The sequence below is a fragment of the Amycolatopsis albidoflavus genome, from assembly GCF_039525725.1.
Taxonomy (GTDB): Bacteria; Actinomycetota; Actinomycetes; order Mycobacteriales; family Pseudonocardiaceae; genus Amycolatopsis; species Amycolatopsis albidoflava.
The window spans coordinates 399329-418242 of record NZ_BAAAHV010000015.1; the positions used below are offsets into that span (position 1 = coordinate 399329).

The 18914-nt window shown below is 69.1% G+C and carries 1 protein-coding gene (cut by both window edges); it reads right to left on the reverse strand.

This entire window lies inside a single protein-coding gene on the reverse strand: locus tag ABD156_RS26120, encoding a WXG100-like domain-containing protein. The 90228-nt coding sequence extends 18950 nt beyond the window's left edge and 52364 nt beyond its right edge, so the window shows coding positions 52365-71278 — codons 17455 (partial) to 23760 (partial); reading right to left, the first codon wholly in view occupies positions 18911-18913. The start codon and the stop codon both lie outside this window.

Genomic DNA, 18914 nt, shown 5'->3' on the forward strand with positions numbered 1-18914 from the left:
ACCGAGCGACGTCCATGCCGGCCCCGTCGTGGTCGCGCAGATACTCGTCGCCGCGTTCCAGCGCGTCCTGCGGCATTCCCTCGAATTCGGCTTCCGGCGGCAGCGACCCGGCGTCGCTGCTGCCCGGGCTGGACGGTCTCGGACTGGCCGGCCCGGCGCTGTGTCCCGGACCGGAGCCGGGACCGCTGGCGGGACCGGACACGCTGCGGGCGTCGTCCGAGCTGCCGGAACCAGCCAAGCTGTCCGAGCCATCCGAACTGTCGGAGTCGGAGTCGGAGTCGTCGTCCGATTCCCCCTCACCGAGGTCCCAGAGCGTGTCCACCTCGCCGAGGTCCCAGATCGTGGTTTCCCAGCGGTAAGAGTCGTTGAAGTCCGCCAAATGCCGGTCCATGTCCGGGTCCAGCGCGGAGATCGCCCGGACCGGGGGCGGGTCGAACCTGCCGCGGCGGAGCTGCTCGATGGCGCGGGAGAACTGCGCGATCGCGCCGTCGAGCCGCGTCGACGACAGGTAGTGCGTCGCCCGGTAGCCCGCCAGCAAGGACGCACCCGGATCCAGCCCGCCTCCGGCCAGCCGCTGTCCGATCCGCTTCCACGATTCGAGCTGATCCGTGCTGAGCGAGGTCCCTGGCTCCACTGAGGACGTCGCCTCGAGCGCGGCCTCTGCCTCGTTCAGCGTCCAGGGCTGTTCGGCGAGCGCAGTGAGCAGCCAGTCCGCTGCCGCCGGATCGTCCAGCCGTTCGGCCAGCCAATACCGCCACGGCGTCACGATCCGGGAAAAACCTGGATCGCCCAGGAGTTGCTTGCCCTCGGCGAGCCATTGCGCCCGCTGCTCCGGGCGCGGCTCGGGATCGTCCTCCGCGTGGCCCTTCTTCGCCAAGTCCGCACCGGGGTACACCGCCGCGGCCAGATCCGCCGGCCACAGCTTCTTCCGCGCCAGCTCGACCTGCTTCGCGAACTCGGCACCGTCGCCGGACGGCCCGCCGACACGGGCCAGCCACTCCGCTGCGGCCCTGGTGGTCCGCACCTCGGTCGCCACCTGCTCCAACGACGCGGCATCCGTTCCCTTCCGGCCAGCATCGCCCAGCATCCGGCCCGCCAGCCGATGTGCCGCACGTTCCAGCTGCCATCCGCCGGGCTGGGCATTCCGGCCAGCCGATATCCAGTCGCGCGCCGCGGCCTCGGCGCGTGCCCGCACGGTCGCCACCGCAGCGTCGTGCCGGCCCACGACCAACGCCAGCTCCTCCAGATGCCGCAGTTCCTCGCCACGGCGATCCTCGAATGTCTGCTGCCCCAGCAGCTGAACGCCCCGCTCGATCCAGCGCCGGCGCACCATCTCCTCGGTCACCCCGGTTCCCGGCGCGGGCGGGCGGGTGCCGAATCGATCTCGGAACACGGCCGCGAACCGCCTGCGGAACCTTCGCACCCGCAGGTCGCCAGCCGTCTTGAACGCCCCAGCCGCCGACAGCTTCTCGAACTGGACAGCCAGCCGCTTCGCCCACTGGGCCAAGTCCCGGCTCCACTCCCACCCAGGCCGCTCGTCCAGCTGCCAGGTCGCTGCGGCGACCGCTTCGACCAGTTCCTCGTAGAGCGCGCGCGCTCGGGCCTGGACGGCGGTCTCAGGCCCTTCCCCGAGCACACCGAGCAACGGGCGCAGCGCCAGCGCCGCGTCCCGCCGCCATTGCGCCGCCGCCTCAGGCGCCTCTGCCCGCGCTGACTCGATCACCTCGCGCCATTTCCAGCGGCTCGTCTCGATCGCCAGCGGGGTGGCTGCAAGTTCCGGCCCCAGTACCGTACCCGCCACCGTGCGCAGCTCCGTCAGCCGCGAGCGGGCCCATGTCCGCTCGAGAAAGTACGCTCGCGCCCACCCGCTGTACCCCGATCTCCGGGCTTCCGCGAACTGATACATATGCACCAGCAGAACCGTTTCCGCGAATGCCTGCGACACGCCTTGAAGACCCTCAATGGACCCGAATACAGTCTGGGCGGCCCGCAGCTGCCCGTCGATCTGCTCGGCAGACAATGTGCCGAGCCAGATCTGCATCCGGGAGATCTCGCCGGCGAGGCGCGCCTGCACCCGCTCGATCCGGTCCTCGTCGTCCGCGGTCAGGGCCGGCCGGTTCTGCGGTGGTTCCTCCGGGAGGAAGTCGCCGCTGACCGGGAACGGCGACGGACGCCCGGTCCGCCCGGCCATCTCATGCAGTCCGCGCGCGGTTTGCTCCATCAGCCTTCTGGCCACCTGGTGCGGAACGTCTCCGGTCCGTCGCAACGCCACGAACCGCTCGACGAAGTTCTGCACCGCCTCCGTGGTTTCCGCGGGCGTGAAGATCTCCTGCTGTTCGGCCGCCGCGAGCACACCGGCAACCTCGTCCAGAAGCCGCTCCTCAGCTGGCGAGTAGGAGCCGTGCGTGTACCCGGCCAGTTCGTCGATCAATCGGTTCCGCAACGGGGCCCACGACGGATGCGAGAGCATCGGCAGCACCAGGCGGGGAACCACCCGAGCCTGATCGGCCTGAACTGTCTGCTTCTCCCAAGCCGCCAACTCAGCCCTGACATCGCGCAGCTGTGCCAGCTGTGCGCTGAGCTCAAAGCTCGCGCGCATCAGTGCCAGCTTCCCGATGCGCAACGTCTCGATTTCGATGTTCTCCGCCGCTACCCGGTCAGTTCGGCCGCTGGCCTGAGCCGCCGCGTGCACCGCCAGGTGATACGCCAGCCGGTCGATCAACGACCGTCGCAATCGCATCTGCTGCACCGCGGGCGACCCTGCCATCGGAGCCGGGCGGGCCATCTCGTGCGCGGCCCGCGCCAGCCACTGCGCTTGTTCCGCCGTCACCGGAGGCGCGGCCTCGAACGTCTCGGCCAGCAAGGACTGCCAATCCGGGAAAACCTCGTGGAACACCCGCAGCACCGGGACCGGCGCGAACGGCAGCACCACTGCCCAGGCCGCTCGCATTTCGACCAGGAACGGTTTGTCCCACCAATGTTCGAAACCGTCCTCCCGGGCGACATCGTCCCCGTAGGTCAGCAGCCAATCGTCCGCCTCGACGCCGTGCATCGCGGTGACCATCCGCGCGGACAACGACGCTCCCGACGCGCCCAGCACCGCCCCGATCGTCCTCAGGACGGCGTCCCACGTCCGCGGCTCCGCCGACGCCCGGGTGATGTCGTCTGATGCCAGCGAATACGCTTCCGCCCACCGCGAAGCGAGCGCCCGGTCCAGGGCAAGACTCGCCGGGAATTCCACCTCCCGGCACAGCGCGGAAAACTCCTGCCACATCCGGCCGGCCAGCTGCCGTGCCGCCGGATCCGCCTGCCATTGCGGATATCGCGCCGCGACGACACTCATCAGATCGGTCAGCAGCCGTGCACCGGCCGCGGAAGAAGCGGTCGCACTGTCCGCCAGCACGACGCCCGGCAGCAACACGGCCGCCATCCGGCTGAGTTCTTGCTCGTCCATCCGCGACGGTGCCGCCGCGGCCCGCGCCAGCTCCAGCCGCCAGGCCGACCAGTCCCGCATCGCCGCCAGCGCATCGCCCGACGCGGCAGGCGGCCTCTCTCCGGCCTGGTGCCGGGCCTCGTCGATTTGCCGCTGCAGTTCGGCCCGCAACGCCACGAGCTCCGGAGCCGTCCAAACCCGCTCGAACTCTGCCCGGGCCGCCGTCGTCCCGAGCGGGGCAGCCACCCATTCGCGCAGCGCGGCCGCGTGCGCGGCCAGCACCCGCCCGGTCATCGCGGCGTGCTCCCCGACCGCCCAGTCGGCCGGCTGTTCGAACAGATCCTCGACCAGCAGCTCCTCCGGCCGCTGCGCCGCACGATCCGGCGCGGCGGCGTGAGCATCGGCGAGACTGACGGGTTCGGACTCGGTTTGGTCCTCGGTCCCGGTCACCATGCTTCCCGGGGTCGCGACGTCGTCGTCCGCCAGCTCCCGGACCCTGCCGTCCCGGTTGATCTCCACCCGGGGAAGCGTCGGAAACTCGATCGAACCCGGATACCCGAACGCCCGCAACAACCCGAACAACCGCCGGAACCGCTGATCCCCATCGAACGTACCCCGCCGACAACTGAGCACCACCAACCGCGAAGGCCAATGCCACGACCCATCAGGCCGCCGCCCCAACATCACCATCAACCGCGCCTGCGCGAACTCGTCCACCGCCACAACGCCGCCAGCCACGGCCAGGAACCCGCCCGGTTCCAGATGCGCCACCCACGCGTGCGCGTCCGGCCGGCCCGCGCCGTTCCGGTACGCGTCCCGGAGAACCGACTCCTCGTGCGCCGAGGTCGGGAACCCGGTCCCCCGCGGCTCCGAACCCTGGAGCAGCGGCATCGCCGCCACCTCCCCGAAGGTCACCCCGTCGGCGATCAGATCGGCCGGGCTCACGGCGCCCGGGAACGGGACCTGGTCCGGCAGGTCAAGGTGCACCGTGCTGAACGAGCCGTTCATGACGGCGATCTCGCCGCTGCCCAGATGCGACACGTTCTCTTCCGGGCTGGCGTGCACGACGGTCTCGCGAAGGAAGCGGTGGAACGTCGATTTGTACAGATACGCCAAGGACTTCCCGGATACCGGATCGACCGCGTCAGCGAAACAGTAGTAGAGGAAATTCTCCACGTGCGGCCCAGGCGAGGCGTCCAGGAAGATGTCGCTGAGGAACACCGCCATCGCCAGCTGCCCCCCGCTCGGGGTGACCACGTCGCCCGGCCGGCCCGGCACCCCGGTGTCCATCGCGGCGAAGAACTTGCCGGCGACGGCGTGCCCGCTGACCAACCAAAGGTCGCGGTCCCAGGCGGCCGGGAGGTCCTCGATCGAATCGGTGATCTGGGCGCCGCTCGCGTCCTGACGGGTGAGATACCGGTAGTAGTGCCGCCGCGCAGGCCCGGCGAAAGCCCTGCCGGTGTTGTAGAAGAACGCAGCCTCCCGCAGGTTCCGCGGGAAGATCTGCCCGACGACGTTGCCGTGCTGCTCGATCGCGCAGTCGACGAATGTGGCGGGCTCCACCGGAAGAACCCGTTCGAATCCGGCCGCGCCCAGCGACCCGTCCGGGCCAAGGAACAAGCCGCGAGCGGTATAGAGCGTCCGGGAATAGCCGCCGGCGGCCAGTTCATCCGCGAATTCCTGCAGCTCGTGCAGCGGAGTATCGCCGCCGAGGGTAAGCAGGAACAGCGGAACGTCGCGGGCCGTTCCCGCCATCCGCCGCAAGTCCTCGTCGTGCCGCAACACCTTGGCCAGCAAGCCGGGCAAGGACCCGCTGACGATCCGGCCGTCCGATCGCCGGGCAAGGTACTGTCCGGTCCGGTCGCGCCGGACGGTCAGGACGACCGGCGGCGGACCGGCGGCGAACGGCGTCGCCGCCCAGGTTCCGTCCGGCATGAGGAACCTGCGCAGCGAGTCAGGGGTGACCCGGGAGAACCAGTCGCGGAACGTGTCCAGCTCCGTCGTTCCCGAGCTCGGATTGACGAACATCGCCTGCACCGAAGGATGTCCGCCGGCGACGCTGGCGACCGACAAAGCGCCGGCCTGCATCCCCGGCAGCCGGACGAACCCCGAACCGGGTGCCAGCTCCGGCCGGCCGTTCGGCACCCGCCACCCGCGGGTCATCGCGAATACTTCCGGGAAATGCCCGAGGAGCTGCAGACGGCCGACGAGATCCTGGCCAAACTGGCCGATCTTCTTCTGCGCCGCCGCGTCGTGCGACCAGAGCACCAGCGGACGCCCCTGCCGGATCGCTTCCAGCGCCTGGGGGACCGCCGCCAGAATTTCCGCTGCCTCCGCCCCGCTCAGCTCGGCGTGCACACCGGCATCGGGGTACGGGCCAGCCGCCAGCCCGGTCTTGGCGTGGGTCGCCGCGCCGTCCAGGACCACGACGAAGGGGTCCTCGACGCCGTCCAGCCCGGCCCGCGCGAATCGGCCAGACCGCACCGCGTCCCCGATCGTTTCGATGTGCTCCGCGGACAACGACGAGGATCGGACTCCGAAGATGTCCCTGGTCGACACTGTCGCGAGATCCGCTGGCTTCAGGCCGATCTCCCTGGTTGTGCCCTGCGGGGTGAGACCGATGACGCCGAGGTCGTCCCAGAAGGTCACCTCTCCAGCGAGCAGGTGGATCTGCCATGGTCCGGTCAGTTTCACCAGTTCGGAGAGGAACTCGCCGGACCGGTCGGTCACCGGCCCGACCGCGAAATGGGTGTCCAGCACCACGACCAGCGGACCCCGCACCGCGGCGCGGGCAAGCCGTTGCATCAGGCCGGTCGTCGCGATTCCTCGCGCCATGTCCTCCGGCTCGGCCCACGCGGGACCACCGGCTGTCTCGTCGAAGGTACTGAAGGTCCCGTCGTCGGTGACGTACAGCAGCAGGTGCACCGGTTGTGCCCGCCCGTCCTCCGTCCATGGTGCCCAGCCGGCCAGTTCCATGTCCCGCCGGTCCTGGTAGCCGACCCGATGCGAACCCAGGCTCGGATCGAACCGGGCGATCAGCCGCCGGGAGTGTTTGCTGGACATGTCGGCGAATTTCTGCATCGGCAGCGCCGGAGCGGCCAACGGCGGGACGATCAGCCCGTAGTCCTTGCCGTCAGCCGACAGTTCTTCGTACCGCTTGCCCGCCAACGGGGAGCTCGGCGCGAGGCGGCCGCCAGCGCCCGAAAGGGAGCGACCGGCGTTTTCCGGCGATTCCATCGGATCCGGAGTCCCGGCCGGCTCGTTCCCCGAGGTGCCATCGGAGGACCCGGTCACCATGCTGTCCGGTGCCGGGATCTCGTCGTCGGTCAGTTCCCGGACCCTGCCGTCCCGGTTGATCTCCACCCGGGGAAGCGTCGGAAACTCGATCGAACCCGGATACCCGAACGCCCGCAACAACCCGAACAACCGCCGGAACCGCTGATCCCCATCGAACGTACCCCGCCGACAACTGAGCACCACCAACCGCGAAGGCCAATGCCACGACCCATCAGGCCGCCGCCCCAACATCACCATCAACCGCGCCTGCGCGAACTCGTCCACCGCCACAACGCCGCCAGCCAATTGAACGGGGAATCCGCTTTCCTCCAAATGCACTACCCACGCATGCACACCCGCCCTGCCCGCACCGTTCCCATACGCATCCCGCAACACCGACGCTTCGCGACCTGAAATCGGGAATCCCGTCCCCCGCAGCTCCGGCCCCTGCATCAAAGGCATCGCCAAAACCGCCCCGAACGGCACCCCCTCAACCATCAAATCAGCCGGGCTCACCGAGCCCGGGAACCCGATCCGATCCGCCGGATCCAGCGTCACCGGCCGGAAGAACTCGTTGTCGACCGCGAGCTCGCCGGCCGACGACGACATGACCTCCCTTGGTGCGGCGTGGACCGGCCCCGGTCGCAGCAACCGTTCCCAGGTCAGCTTGAACATGTACGCCGACGACCTGCCGGTGCGCGGGTCCGGGGCGTCGCCGAAGCAATGGATCAGCAGATTCTGCGTCTGCGGCCCCGGAGCGGCGTCCAGGAAGATGTCGCTGAGGAACACCGCCATCGCCAACTGGCCCCCGCTCGGACGGACGACGTCGCCGAGCAGGTAGGGCACGCCGGTTTCCATGGCTGCGAAGAAGTGCCCCGGAACGCCGTGGCCGGCGAGCAGCCACGGGTCCCGGCCCCAGCTCGCCGGGACCTGCCCGAGGTGTGTGACAACCAGGTTGCCGTTCGCGTCCCGGTCGGTGACGTACCGCCCATACCGGTCCTGTGCCGAGCCGGCAAACATCCGGCCGAACTGGTAGTTCCGGATTGTCTGCAACAGGTCAACCGGGAAGATCTGACCGACGACGCGGCCCTGCCGCTCGATCGGGCAGGAGACGAGTGCGGTGGCGTCCGGGGCGGGAACCGTGTCGAATCCGGTCGCACCCAGCGCGCCGTTGGGCAGCAGCACCGTGCCGCGCGTCGCGTGGACGGTGCGGGAGTAGCCGCCGGAAGCCAGTTGCTGCGCGAAATCACCCAGCTCCTGGACCGATGTGTCCCCGCCGAGCATGAGCACGAGCAGCCCGATGTTCCCGGAACTTCCCGCCATCCGCCGCAAGTTCTTGTCCTGCCGCAGCACCCCGGCCAGCAATCCCGAAAGCGACCCGACTGCCTGGCTGTTGTCACGGCGGAGGGCGAGATAGTTCCTGCGCGGGTCCCGCCAGATCGCCAGGACAACCGGCAGCGGCCCGGCTCCGAACGGAGTCGGGGCGACCGTCCCGTCCGGCGTCGTATACCGGCGGAGCGACGCCGGTGTCACCGACGAAAACCATGCGTGGAAAATCGCTCCGGGCACCGCGGCGCCCGGGCCCGGGTCGACCAGCATCCCCTTCACCGATGGGTGTCCGCCGACCAGGTTCCCCACGGCCAGCGACCCGGACTGCATCCCCGGCAGCCGGACGAACGCCGACCCCTGCGCCAGCGACGGCACCCCACCTGCCGTCTCCCACCCGCGGTCCATCCACCACCCGCGGGTCATCGCGAACACCTCCGGGAAATGTCCGGATCGCTGCAGTTGCCCGACGAGGTCCTGTCCGAGCTGGCCCGGCTTCGGCCGCGCCGCCGCCTCGGCCGACCACAGCACCAGCGGACGCCCCAGACGGATCGCCGCCTGCACGTCCGGCGACGCCAGCAGCAGATTCGCGACCTCCGCCCCGCTCAGCTCCGCGTGCCGGCCAGCCGGGACCTGCGATCCCGGCACCAGCTCCGCCTTGGCATGGGTCGCCGCGCCGTCCAGCACCACCACGAACGGATCCGCAGCACCCGCCAAACCTGCCCGCTCGAACCCGCCCCTCCGGACCGCGTCCCCGATCGCCTGGACATCCGCCGCCGACAACGCCGTCGACACCAATCCGAACACGTCCCGCGACACGGACGCGACAACGTCCTTCGGCCGCAGCCCGATCTCCCGGAACTCCTCCGACGGAGCATGCCCGATCAGCCCGAGGTCCTCCCAGAACAACGCTGCTCCGTAGAACAGGTGCACCTGCCACCCCCCGGTCAGGGCCTCCAGCTCCGCCAGGAACTCCTCGGACCGGTCGGGCGGGTTCCCGGCGGTGGACGCCGTGCTCAGCACCACGATCAGCGGCCCCCGCACATCCGCGGCCGCCGCGCGCCGCATCACGTCGGTGTCCGCGACGCCCCGGGCCATCTCGACCGGCTCGACCGTCGCCGGCGCGCCCGCAGTCTCGTCGAATACGCTGAACGACCCGTCGTCGGCCAGGTACAGCAGCAGATGCACCGGCTGCGCCCGCTCGTCCTCCGTCCACGCCGCCCATCCCGCGGCCTCCAGGTCACGCCGGTCCAAACGGCCGACCCGCGGCGGCCCCAGCGTCAGGTCGTACCGGGCGACCAACCGCCGCGAGAACTTGACGGAATTCTCCGCCATCCTCTTTGCATTTGCGCTTACCTCCGGCGCGGCCCCCGGCGGAACGCACAGCCCGTAGTCCCGGCCGTCCGCGGTCAGTTCCTCGTAGCGCTTGCCCGCCAAGGCCGAGCCCAGCACAATGCTGCCGGGGCTGGTGGTGTCTCCGTGGGAGATCTCGCGGATCGTCCCGTCGCTCCGCACCTCGACCCACGGCGTGTCCGGGTGGGTGACCGGCCCGCGATAGCCGAGCAGCTTCACGATCGCGGGCAGCCGCCGCATCCGCCGTTTCGCGGCGGCCGTCCACAGCGGGCAGGTCAGCAGCACGAGCCCGCCTGGCCGCTGCCACGCCGGATCCGAGAACAACCCCAGCGCGACGAACAGCCGGGCCTTGTCGTACTCGCCCAGCGTCAGGACCCATCCCTTGGCCTTGACCAGGAACCCGTCCCGGGAATGCTCGAACAGGGTGTAATAGGCATCGCGCCGCGGTGGAACGAACCGCCTCATCACCGAATCCTGCGCAGCGTTCACCGGGAACGCCGTCGCATAAGGCCCAGAGGCATCGGCCAGCACGATCCGGTCCACGTCGCCGAACCGGATGCCGTCGATCAGGATGTCGGACAAGGCGATCGCACCCGGGACCGCCGGCCGGTCGGCAGGGTCGAGCTTCACCTCCGCGAACGACCCGCGCGCGGCCACTCCTCGGCGACCGAGGGACGCAAGTGTGGCCCTCGTGTCAGCTCCGTAGACCCGGCCTCTGCTGACGTGCTTCTCCCACGCCTCCAACAGGCGGTATCCGGCCGAAACGCTGCCCGGCTTGGCGGCGTTGCCGAAGCACTGGCCTAGTACGAGGCCAATCCTGGGATCTGGCTGCGCGGACAGGAACAGATCGCTGAGGAAGATCGCTTTCGCCGCCGCCGCACCGCCGTGCGGAACGTAGTCTCCGTACGTGTAAGGATCACCCGTGCGCATCGTGAAATAGAGCTCGCCGGGCCGGCCGTGCCCGTCGACCAGCCATGCGTCAGGGTCCCACGGCACAGGCACGTCGATCTCCACCGGATTCCCGGCGGCGTCGAGACGCCCCGTGGGCTGGGAGTAGTACGCGTCCCCGGATTCCAGGGCCGTCCGCACAGCCGTCGAGTCCATCGCGGCCATCAGCGGGTACTTCGGGAAGAACTGACCCCGGCTGATGCCGTTCTTGTCGACGTGCGCGTGGCTGATAAGTGCGTCGGGCAACGGCATGGCCGGGTATGCAGTCGAGAAACCCTCAGCGATCAGCAGCCCGGGCTTGCTCAAGTCGAGCCCCATCGCCGTATACACGACTCGTGCGTACCCGCCCGCCGTCAGGCCCCGAGTCACTGCGGAGGGGTCGATCGGCATCCGGCCCGGGCTGAGCACCAGCAGCGGCTTCCAGACCTCGGTTCCCGCGATCGTCCGCAGCGGGCGGTCGTCCCGGAGCACGCTCAGTACCGCTTCCAGCGGCCCCGCGACCGCCTCGCCGTCGCTGCGCATGGCGAGGAAGTTGCCGTCGGCCGCGTTCTGGAGCGCAATGATCACCGGTGTGTCGCCGAACGGAGTGTGCTCCGTGCTTCCATCCGGTCGACGGAAACGCTTCAGCGACCGGCGAGTCGCCTTGGCCATCCACTTCGTGAAAACCGCGGCGAACTGAGCGTCGCCGCTGGCACGCACCAGGAGAGCCCGCACGATCTGATTCGGGTCTTGGTGGGGAGGACCCTCCAGCTTCGAGACCGTCAGGTCGCCGGCCCGCAGGCGCGACACCTGTTCGAGTGCCGAGTCCCGTCCCAGCAGCAGCCCACGCGCGTCTGCCCGGAACCCGCCGGTCGGCGCGTAGGCGTCCGGGAAATACCCTTCCGCGTGCAACGCACCCACCAGGTCGAATGCGAAGCCGCCGAAGTCGACCCGTTCCGCGCTGCCGGGGGACAGCACGAGCAACGGCCGGTACGACCGCACTGCCGCGACCACCGCCGCGACGAAAGCCGGATCCTCCAGCATCGGCTTGATGATGTGCCGTCCGCTGAGCTCGGCGACTTGGCCGGTGCGCCGCACCTCCGCGACCGCATGCGTGCTCGAACCGTCCAGCAGCAGGACCACCGGCGAACCACCCCCCGGCAGGTCGAATTTCCCGGCCGCCGATGCCTTCGCCACCTCGTGGAACGCGGCTGGCGTAACCGATCCGCCGGCGAAGCCGAACACCAGGTCCTGTGACAGGTATTCCAAGTCGGCCAACCGGTACGGGTGCTCGACCAGCTCCGTCCCGGGTTTGACACCGAGCACTCCGTCGTGCCATCGCAGCACCGCCGGTCCGAAATAGGGGACGTACAGCCACGGGCCGGTGAGCCGGAACAGTTCGGCCAGGAAAGCCGGAGTCGGGTCGATCGCGGAACCCGGATCCATCGGTGTGGTAAGCACGACGAGCGGCCGACGCACCGGGCCGAGCAGCGCACGCCGGATCATCGCGGTCCCGGCTACCAGGCGTGCCAGCACCTTGGGTGCGACCGAGCAATAGCCAGGGCCGTACTTGTTCCCGATCACGTAACGGCCGTCGGCAGTTGCCGCCAAGAACAAGTGCAATGGGCGCGCCCGCCCGTCCTCGGTTGTGGCTGCCCAATCAGCAAAACGCCCAGCGCTGTGGTCCAGCAGGTCGGTGGGGACAGCCGGCTCGAACTCGGCGATCACGCGCTGCGAATACTGTGTAGACCGCGCCGCCGCCTTGACAGCCATTGCACGGACGGTCTTTTCGGCGACGAGGATGAGCCCGAAATCGGCACCATCGGCATCGGTCAGGTCGTCGAACTCCATGTCCTCCAGCCGAGGAACGACGACCCGCTTGAACCCGGACGGCACCCCGGGCGGTGTTTGCGGAATGCCTGTCACCGCGACTTCTTGATAGGGGCCGGCACCCCGCAGCGCGGCGATGAATTCCCCAACAGCCTCGTTGATCTCCTCAGTGATCACGGAGCCGACTACGACAAGAGCCACCGGCAGATCAGGACGCGCGGCGATCTCCGACCGATAGCTCCGCATCCGCCACACACGTTCAGCCAGATCCCTGCCATCCACGGCGAGACCGCTTGCGTCCGCTTTGACGAAGACGACGTACGGGTTCTCGATCAGACCCGGAATCAGTTTTGGCGCCATCGCCGTGCGCACCGCTCGCCAGCCGACGAAGTCCGCCAGGTCCGGAGTGACCGCTGCGCCCAGTGGACCAGGCCCGAAGTCCAGGTTCAGCACCTGGTTCTCGGCATGGGCGAAGTTTTGCGCGGCCGGGAGCGACCTCGGCGAAGGCGCCAGCATCGCGCTCGCCTGGCTGGGCGGTCCGAGCACGACACTCCCCTTCGCCGGTGTCGCCCCGTCCGGCAGATCGCGCAGGGTGCCGTCGGGAAGCAGTTCAAGCCGCGGCGATTTCGGCGGTTCGAGGAGTCGGTCGTAGCCGCGCGCACGAAGGATCGCCGGCAACCTCCACATCCGCCGCGCGGCCGCCGGGCTCCACCACGGACAGGTCAGCAGGGCGACCCCTCGTGACCGCCGCGAAGCCTGGTTCGTGAACACGCCGAGCCCAATGAACAGCTTCGCGGTCGCGAATTCGTCGAGGGCTACCACCCGGCCCTTCGCCTTTACCAGCAAGCCGTCCCGTCCGTGCTCCAGCATCAGCGAATAGGCGTCCTTGGAAAGCGGATGCGAATCGGGATCAAAGGCGGCCATCACGGACTTCGCGTAGTCGTTCAGCGGGAAAGCCATCCCGAATTCTCCGCTCGGGCGGGTCAGCGGAATCCACTCGACATCGGAAATCCGGATGTCGCCGACGAGGAGGTCGGACGGTGCCACGACGCCCGGCACGGCGACCTTGACTTCCGGTTTCAGCTGCGCCTTTTCGTACCGCCCGCCGTCCTCGACAGTGCGTTCGCCGGTGTAGGTCTGAGAGACCTCCGCGGTGGCACCGTACACATCATCCGGACGAATGCTCTGCCAAGCACCGGCGAACTGGTATGCGACCGACAGCTGACCGGGTTTGGCGACATTGGCGAAACACTGCCCCAGCAGAATTCCGACGCCAGGGCGGGGTGCCGCCCGCAGGAACGGGTCGCTCAGGAAGACGGCCTTCGCTGCCGCACCGCCCCCGTGCGGAACGTAGTCTCCGTAGACGTATCGATCGCCGGTGCGCATGGAGAAATGCAGCTCCCCCGGCAATCCGTGTCCGTCGATCTGCCACACATCAGGGTGCCAGGGGATGACAATGTCGTCCGCGGCCGGATTGCCGTCCGTGTCAAAGGCGCCATTGCTCCGGAGATAATGCCGCAACCCGGAATTCAGCGCGATCCGCACCGACAGGTAGTCCGTGACGGCCATCAGCGGATTCTGCGGGAACATCTGGCCCGCTGCCCTGCCGTTGTGCACGACGTGGGGATAGGTGACGCTCGCGTCGGGCGCCGGCATGATCCGGCTGGCCCGGTAGAACCCTTCCGCACCCAAAATGCCCGGACGCGACAGGTCGAGACCGTAGGCAGTGAACACCTGCCGTGCGTATCCGCCCGGGCTCAGCGCCCGCGCGACAGCGGCCGGGTCCAGCGGCGCGCTGTCCAGGCTCAGCACCAGCAACGGCTTGTCGACGTCGGTGCCGGCGATCCCCCGCAGCAAGCGATCGTCGCGCAAACCCTGCAGCACGTTCACCAGCGACCCGGCGAGTTCCCGTCCGTCGCTCCGCACCGCGAGACACTGGCCGTCAGCGGCGCGCCGAAGCGCGATGATCACCGGCGTCTTCCGGAACGGCGTCGTAGCCTCCCTGCCGTTGGCACGCCGGAATTTCTTCAACGACTCGGCAGTCGTCTGGGCCAGCCATGCCTCGAGCTGGCCGAAGGCGTGCCGATCGTCTTTCGACCGGATGACCCGAGCCCGTACCACCCGGTTGGCGTCGGGGTGCGGCAGCCCCTCCAGCGCCGAGAGCGTCAGGTCTCCGGCGCGCAGCACCGACACCAGCGCGAAAGCCGAACCAGGTTCGAGAACCATCCGGCCGCCGGCCATCCGGACCCCTCCGGTCGGCGCCGAGACCGGCTGGAAGAACCCAGCCGTGTGGAGAACGCCGGAGAAGTCGAATCCGAAATCGCCGATGTTCACCCGCTCAGCGGCGTTGCCGGACACGAGGAGCACCGGCCGACCCGTCTTCAGTGCGGCCACGAACGCCGGATCCTGCAGCATCGCGCGACCGGAAAGCGTGCCGCTCAGCTCCGCGACCTGATTTCGGCCCTTCACCCCGATCGACGCGTGGGTGCTCTTGCCGTCCATCACCACCACGACCGGCCGGCGAGGAGCCGCCCCGCCTACGTCGAACTGCCCGGCCGCCGTGGCGCGCTGGACGGCGGCGAAGACCTCCGGCGTGACGGATCCGCCCAGGAAGCCGAACACTGAGCCGTCGGAAACGTAGTCGAGATCGCTCAGCGCGTACGACCGCTCGGTGAAGGAACGACCGCGCTCGACAGCAAGCACGCCGTCGAACTTCCGGAGCTTCGCCGGACCGAAGTAGGGGTCGCTCTGCCACGGCCCCAGCAGCCGCGTCAGTTCTGCGACGAAGGCCGGGTTGGGATTGGCCACACGGTCCGGCTCCGAACACTTCGTGACCACCAGCAAGCGCCGGCGGACCGGGCCGCTGACTGCTCGTTGCATCATCTCGGTGCGTGCCACCAACCGCGCCATTGCCCGCGGCGGCACCGAGTAGACGCCGCGATGCTTGCTCTCGACGAGATAGTCGCCGTCCGCGTCGACTTCGAACAGCAGATGCAGCGGTCGTGCGCGGCCGTCTTCAGTGCTGTCCGCCCAGTTCGCGAAGTATCCGTCGTTCTCGGTGCCGTCATTGGGCGCGTACGGGTCGAATTCCGCAAGCACCCGCTGGGCGAACTTCGTGGATTTCACCGCGGCCCAGCGGTTCGAGTTCCGGGTTCGCTCCGCAGGAGCGAACGAAAGGCCGAAACCGCCCCCGTCGGCGTCGGTCAGATCCGCGAACTTCAGGTCCTCCAGCCTCGGCGCGGTGGCCCGGCGGAAATACTCCGCCGGGAGCGGCACGGATCCCTGACCGGTGGCGGCGGCGATCTCCTGGTGCGGCCCGGCGCCGCGGAGCGCGTCGGCGAACTCCGCGAAGGTCTCGCTCAACTGCCGGTGGTCAGGCACGGACGTCGTCGCGGCGACCACCACCACCGGCAGATTCGGACGGACCGCCACCGCTGCCCGGTAGCTCGCCATCCGCCGCACTCGCTGCGCCAGATCCGCGCCCGTCACCACGAGACCACGGTGGTCGGCCTTCACATACACCACGAACGGATCGTCGAAGACGCCCGCCACCAGGCTGGCCGGCATGGCCCGGCGAGTCGCCTGCCACACCGCGTAATCAGCCAAATCCGTGGTGACCGCCATCCCCAGGGAATCCGGCGCGAAGCTCATATTCAGCACAGTGTCCGGAGCTGCCGGGACCGGATTGGCCGCGGCCGTGCCCACTCCTGGCATCGGCTGGCCAGGCGTCCTCATCACGACCCCGCCCGGAGTGGCGGCTTCACCGTTGGCCAGCAGCCGCTTGCGGCCGTCGCGCAGCACCTCGATGCGCGGCGCAGGAGGGAACCAGACCTTGCCGCGATAGCGAAGCGACTCGATGGATCGGCGCAGCCGCCCGAGCCGGTCGAGCGCTTCGGGCGTCGCCTTCGGACAGGTCAGCCATTCGAGCGTCGCGCCCTGCCGCCACTCCATGCCGAACTTCCGGCTGGTGGCAAGGAACAACCTCAGCATCGCCGATGCGTCGAGCGGGACGGTCCGACCGTCCTTCGCCGCCACCCGGAATCCCGCAGTGCCGTGATGCGGCAGAACCGAGTGCCCGTCAGACAGCGCAGCACCGTTGCGGAACGCCTCCTCGAACACCTCGCTTTCCTCGTCCGACAGCGGGAACGCGACCGCGGCGAGCCGCCGGTTCTTGGTGAACAGCGGCTGGGCCACGATGTCGTCGATGCGGACGCCGGGCACGAGGATGTCCTGCATGTCCGGCACGTTCCCGGGCAACGACGGCTCGGCGAGCAGCGGGGCGCCGGTCATACTCCCCTTCGTGGACAGTTCCTGCAGCCGGTAGGTCGACGCACCGCCCTTCGGGAACTTGAGGAACGACCGGGCCCGCGCCGGCAGCCGAAGCAGGCCGTCGACGGCCGCGCGCACCGGGAAGTCGGTGACCGAGCTGACCTTTTCGGCCAATTCCGGCCGGGCGGCCAGGTAGGCAAGCACGGCGTCCCAGACGAGGCCCTGCGCCGGATGGGTGGCGAGCGGGTCGGCGACCTTGGTCAGCCGCAGGTCCCCTTCTCGGTTGTACAGTTCCCGCACCAGCGTGCGCACTGCGTCCTTGGCCAGTTCGAGCGTTTCTTCGGCGTTGTGAGGCCGTGCTGCCGGCGGCTCTTCGGGGTCTTCCCAAGACCCGAAGTTGCCTTCCTCGATCCCGTCCAATGTCCACTGCAGCTGCTCCGAGGGAAGCCCTGCGCGGTCGCCGCCCAGCCCCAGGTTCTTCGCCGCCGCGTCGAGCAAATCGGGCCCGGTGCGCAGGATGGTGGAGTTTCGGCGACGGAATCCGAAGTCCCGCTCGAAGTGATACCTGGCTGTCGTGTAGGTACCCCCGTAGAGCTTCGCCTGGGTCTTGCGGTATCGGTCCCTGATCGCGTCGAGGTAGGCATCCGGGTACGGATTGCCCTTGACCATCGCCATGGCCGAGTTGTTCTGATTCCACCTGGTGTCGTCCTCGCTGGAGTCACTGCCGTAGTCTTCGTCGCTGTTCTCGGCCGGCACGACGTCAGCGAATCGACGGCCCGGACGAAGACTGTCCAGCAAATGCTGAGCCGGGCGCAGAAGAACATCGGCTGCCCGTTCGGCCGGGCTGTCCTGCTTCGCCCGCCTCCGGAAGTCCTTCAACCGGACTCCGTACAAGGTGTAGCCGTGCTCGGACTGCGCGGCCCGCACCGCGCTGTCCAGCGACTTGACGGTATTGTCGCCGTCGCTGTAGACCCCGCCGAACCGGCGCATGATCTCCAGCCGCAGGATGTCGCTCGCCGACCCGTACCCGGGCCTGGACCGCTTGGCCCGCTCCATGTCCGTGAACTCCTGCAGTTTGCCGGGAGCCCCGTCGTGGAACACCTCGTCGAGGTTCACCAGCAGCACGTCGTTCTTCTGCGCCCACTCCGCCATGTCGCGGATTTCCGCCAGCTGGTCGTCTTTCAGCACGGGAGACGACGAGAGGGCCCGCTCGAACCGGCTGCGCGGGATGTCGGTCCACACCACTGCCTGGAATTTCCCGGCTTTGCCGTCCAGCTTGCCGATCCGCTCCACGTTCCGGCGGATCGCCCCGCGAAGCCCCGTTCCGGTCAGCGGCCCGCCCAGCCAGATCGAATGCACCAGTTTGGACATTTCCCCGCGTGGCCCGCGCACAACGGATTCGGCTGCCAGCGCGTCCGGGTCCAATTCCGCCGCGGCGGGCCGTGCGCCGCTCGCGAGGTTCAGTGCGCGGAAGAAGCTCGCCGCACGGTTCACCGGCAGCGCCGACGAGTCGAAGCCGCTAAGGAAGTCGGGTTCCGGCTTGGGGTTGTCGAACAGCTTCGGCCCGAGCAACGGCTCCCGCTTCAAATCCGGCTTGGCGCGGATCGTGTCGGTGTTCAAGTCCCTCAGCAGATCCTCGGACCGGGTGTAGTCGTCGAACGGCTGGGCGGGCAGGCTGCTCCTGAAGAACACGATCCCCGGGCCGTGCTCGAACTCGCCCTGGTAGGCCGACCTGTGCACCGGCAGCTGCGAATCCTCGGAGTGCCCGCCTGGCTTGATCGACCGCAAGGAACCGCGGTTCTCGAACTGGAAGCCGTCCGGGCGCAGTGCCACGCGTGAGGCCGGGCCGTGCAGCGTGCCCTGGTATCCGGCCCGGTCCAGCAACGGCCGGAGGCGCTCCAGCCGTTCGTCGCTCGTCGAGCAGCTCAGTGCGACCACGTTCGGATGCCGCAGCACCCCTTGGCCCGCGACCGCGTCCAGGCTGACCACGAGCCGCGCCCAGCCTTCGTCGTCCAACTGGACCCGCTGGTACTCCGGCTCGCCCGCCGCGTTCCGGCCGGTCTCGACCCACATCGAGAAGTCGCCGCTGTCCGCGTCGGAGTGCATCGCCACCGTGTAGGAACCAGCCGGGCGCAGGCCGGCCGCGAAGGCGTCCTGCACCTGGGCTGCCGCGCCGGAAGCCACCTCGGCCGGAGTCGGGAACAGCATCCCGCCCGGACTGTCGGAGTCCAGCAACGGGCGTTTCAGCACCCGCGACAGGTCCAGCCAGGATCCGACCAAGAGCTCGGTCCAGTGGATCGGCGGACGCTCCGCTGTCCGGCGAGCGGCCGACGGAGCGGGCAGGTCTTCGTCGCGTAGGGTGCGGTCCGCGCTCCGACTCGAAACGGGCGCGGCGTCGCTGTTCCGGGCGCTCTCTGCGCTCTGGGCTGAAGCTGGCCCGGCGATTCCTTCGCGGGGCCGGCCCAACGCGGCATTCTTCACCGCGTTGCCGAAGAGACTG